A 3,678-nucleotide genomic window follows, 5' to 3' on the forward strand; every position below is an offset into this window, starting at 1 on the left:
TTGTTCGCACCTTCCCTAGCCCAGATATCATCGATATTACTACCGACTCCATAGTGCCATTGAACCGGCTGTGATACTGACGGACCAGCACAGGCCATTAAGGAAAAGCAGAACAACACTACCGCAATACATTGTTTCATCATGCCTCCTGATTACCGATCAAGCGGCGACGTTCTTTGCTCACCGACTCCTCGTACTTATTGGTATTGGCTGGATTAGCAATACCTTGATTGCTGGCACTATGATGCAAATAGTCACGGCGTAATTCCCGATAGCTTTCCGGGAGTAACTGATGAGCCAGACTCTTGGCCACCCCCTGTTCTATTGCTGCTTGAGCCCAATGTTGATCTAACGCCTCTAAATCAAAAACCGGCTTCTTAGCAGAAAGGGGCTCAAGTTGAAATGCTCTTTCTTTACCAATCCATTCTTTGAATGGCACCCCAACAGCCCTCGCGGATTCAACCATTAGATGAAGGGGGATACGGGAGTACTCTCCTTCTACTACACGATTCATCACCACCTCGACATACACAGCTTTTTTCGGCCAAGGATTATCTTTTCCTCGAGTTCGTCGAAATGAGTAAGTGATCAAGCTAATAGCTCCAAGAGGAGGCGTTGCCCCCCGTGGAAAACTGAGATTGATTCGTTCAACCCAGCCCTGTGAAACCTTTTCATCGGCATAGGCTCGCGCCTGCTGATAGGCTCGACTTGTGGAATCCTGAGTCTGCACATCTTCTTCACTCATAAAGCGTTCCAACTCGATACATTCAGTCAAAGCCGGTGTGCTATTGGGATTACCCAAACTCCAACGGCTGTAATAACCGCCGCCGATGTCGGAGTGCGCACCAGGCAGTGCCAGCTCGGTAAAGTGCGGTGCAATGCTGGTGCCTGCCGCATCAGGGGTAATACGCGAAAGTGGAAAGTGTTTGCGCACCTCATCCAGCGCGGTGAGATGTACAACCCGCTCGGCACTCTCAGCATTCAAACGGATATTGACCCTGGGATTAAAGGAGGATTTGACCGTATCAAACAGGCCGACAAACGCGATTCGGACATCATCCCGGCTGGCCCAGTCAAATCCAGCCTTCAGCCGAATAGCGGGATCACTTGCCACCGCCTTGACAAGAGGATGATCGGCTTTCTGATCGATTACATTGACAAAATGGCGAGCTGCCGCAGCCCCCCGGCTAAAACCAAATACATCAAACACTATCCGGTGAATGCACCCCACCTTAAGTAGAATCTGTTTCAAATCAGTAGCAATCGCTTGTGCAATTTTATGTTCGCACGCCTCCGCCACCTTACCAATGATCGAGGTGTTTTCACCGCTTAAGTCGAGATCCAACCCTTGGGTCACTGTATCATCGGAACGATATTCCTTTCCCTCTTTACCGGTCACCGGGTCACGAGTACCAATACCACTGATGTAAGCACCTGCACTTAAGGTTCTTTCCCCCCGAAGGTACAAGAGACTAAGCTTGCCCACGTTGGTTACATCATTGGCTGAACTGCCGTCCACTGGTCGAAGCCCCATCTGACAACCGCGTAACTCTTTCTCTCGTTGAGCTGGATCAGCGCATGTCTCAAGCAACCACTGTTCCACTTTCTTCAAACCATTCTCAGCATTGTGGGTGTTGTTGCCGGTGCCATCGAAAAATACACCGATACGTAGAGTGGTGAGCTGATAGCCCTTCACCTCAATCACATAGGAGTGTTTGGTGAAAAAGCGGGGAGGCTGAGCCTGCCCTGCCTGATGTTCTTTCGGTAGTGGCTGCTCTGGTTCAGTGAGGCAGAGGTCGCCGGTGGTCACCTTGATATGCTCTCGTTTGACGTCGCAGTGCCCGAAGAGTTTGTCGGTATAAGCGGGTACCTGTGTGGCCTCACCCTCCTTGAGGACCTCACGGGACTGCGCCGCCTTGAGCCAGGCTGGCGTCTCGATTTTTACTGTCACCGGGCCAACTGCAAAACCTCGCACCAAGGTGGGCCCATCCTTAAGGGTGACCGTCTCTGACTTGCCTGTTTCGTCAGTCAAAGTCGCCTTGAGCCCCTTGAACGAGCAATTGTGCTCATCACGAACATCGATCTCTATCCAGTTTTCGTAACGCTCGCAAGGGATACAGTGGGGATCTGCCACCATCAGAATACTCCTGTCAATTCGTGATGTTTGTTCAGCCAGTTGGCTACCTGAACCAGTTCATCGTCGGTCAGCATCAATGGCCCCCGTATCTCTTCAAGAACCAGATTGGCCTGCAAGGCCAAGGCGCCAGCCACCACACCATCGCGCACATCCTCTTGCAGCCCATCCTGATTGGCCTGTTTGAGTGTGGTTAAAATGGTCCCGGCCGGGTCAGGATGGCGCTCCATCATAGCCGTCATGGTCTGCCATAACCGCCGCCGCAAGATGTAGGCATGACGGTTCTCGTCGTAAAGTCCAACCAGATGATGAGACCGGATATGAAACCAGGGGGTTTGCAATGCGGGTTGGAACCGGGCATGAGGTGTGCGAGAGAAGGCCTTGCCATGGATCCAGAGCCCGGAACAGGGCCCCAGCACACTATCGCGTTCATCAGGGGTCATGGCGCTGAGCATAGGCAGAAAAACACGCGGGTCAGAGAAACGAAGCCAGACTGCTTCTCCCTCGCGTATCGCTTCTATCAGGCTCTGCCAATGACGACGAATCAGCTCCACTGATTGGTCACTGATCAGGTAGAAGCCGTTCAGGACAGGATTAGCAGTCATGAACTCAGTGGAAGGTGCAGGTAACAACCAGGGCCCCAACGCAGACTGCTCATCGAAAGCGGTGCCGGCAAAAAGTGGATTTGCATTCTCTCCGTCATATGTATAGAAATCTGCCACGGCTGACGCTGCTAGCGCTCCATCGATGACGGCATATATTTCACCCGCTTTCTTGCCAGCGAGCCAATCAGATAACGTCATAGTACGGATACCTCGATCAGTCGCTTGATCCTGCTGCGGTTATCCGATGCATTGTCAGAGGTTGGAATTGTATTGAGCAAGGTATCGAAATCGCCGCTCATGGAGGAAACCACCCGATCGACCCTTAGCCTAGTCTGCGTCGGAAACAGCATCTCAGCTTCCCCCTTGAAGTGAGCAGCGTCTCCCAGCAGACGGCCACCATGACCGGCAGGCAGGCGGATCCTCAACAAGGTATCGTTGACCCAGGCCTTTTCCGGTGAGGTACTCATGAATCCTGGCTCAACAACGATATTGCCCACCCCTGTGAACTGCTCTTTCAAGGCTGCAAGCTCCGGCTTGTCCAGCGCCAACCCCCGGTAGACGAAAGACAAACCGGGTGAGGCCGGCAATTTCGCCAGACCAGCCTCCACATCGGCAACATAGGCCTTCATTGCCTGGTCAAACTCACTCGCGGATGTCGGCTCATCATTCAAATAGCTGCGACTAAGCAGGGTATCGATGGCCTCTCGCTGCTTGTAGGGGTGATCACGCAAATAGTTATTGAGCAATGTGTACCCCTGCGCCGAATAGTATCTGAGCGCTTCATCCGCTTTGGATATCTCTACCGTCGCCCACTTCTTTGCCGGCTTTTTGCCCTCCCCTTTGGCCGCAACGGGTGGCGGCGGCGGTGGCATCGATGGCCCTCCGGCAAGCTGGGGTGGCGCGGGTGGTGGCACTGGTGGCCCCCCGGCAAACTGGGGT

3 protein-coding genes are annotated in these 3,678 nt (G+C 53.2%); all 3 read right to left on the bottom strand.

Annotated features, from left to right (window positions below; translation table 11 throughout):
* Positions 1 to 139: 139 nt before the first annotated feature.
* Complete coding sequence (locus BN1127_RS09730) at positions 140 to 2,137, bottom strand: T6SS phospholipase effector Tle1-like catalytic domain-containing protein (RefSeq protein ID WP_042649291.1); 1,998 nt, start codon at positions 2,135 to 2,137, stop codon at positions 140 to 142.
* Positions 2,137 to 2,937 (bottom strand): DUF4123 domain-containing protein, encoded by an 801-nt coding sequence (locus BN1127_RS09735; protein WP_042649292.1) that lies wholly within the window; start codon positions 2,935 to 2,937, stop codon positions 2,137 to 2,139. The genes BN1127_RS09730 and BN1127_RS09735 overlap by 1 nt, the downstream gene beginning before the upstream one ends.
* On the bottom strand, positions 2,934 to 3,678 hold a 745-nt coding region (locus BN1127_RS09740; RefSeq protein ID WP_331418920.1), incomplete at its 5' end, for an ADP-ribosyltransferase. The genes BN1127_RS09735 and BN1127_RS09740, both read right to left, overlap by 4 nt.

The organism is Aeromonas media (genome assembly GCF_000819985.1).
GTDB lineage: Bacteria > Pseudomonadota > Gammaproteobacteria > Enterobacterales > Aeromonadaceae > Aeromonas > Aeromonas media.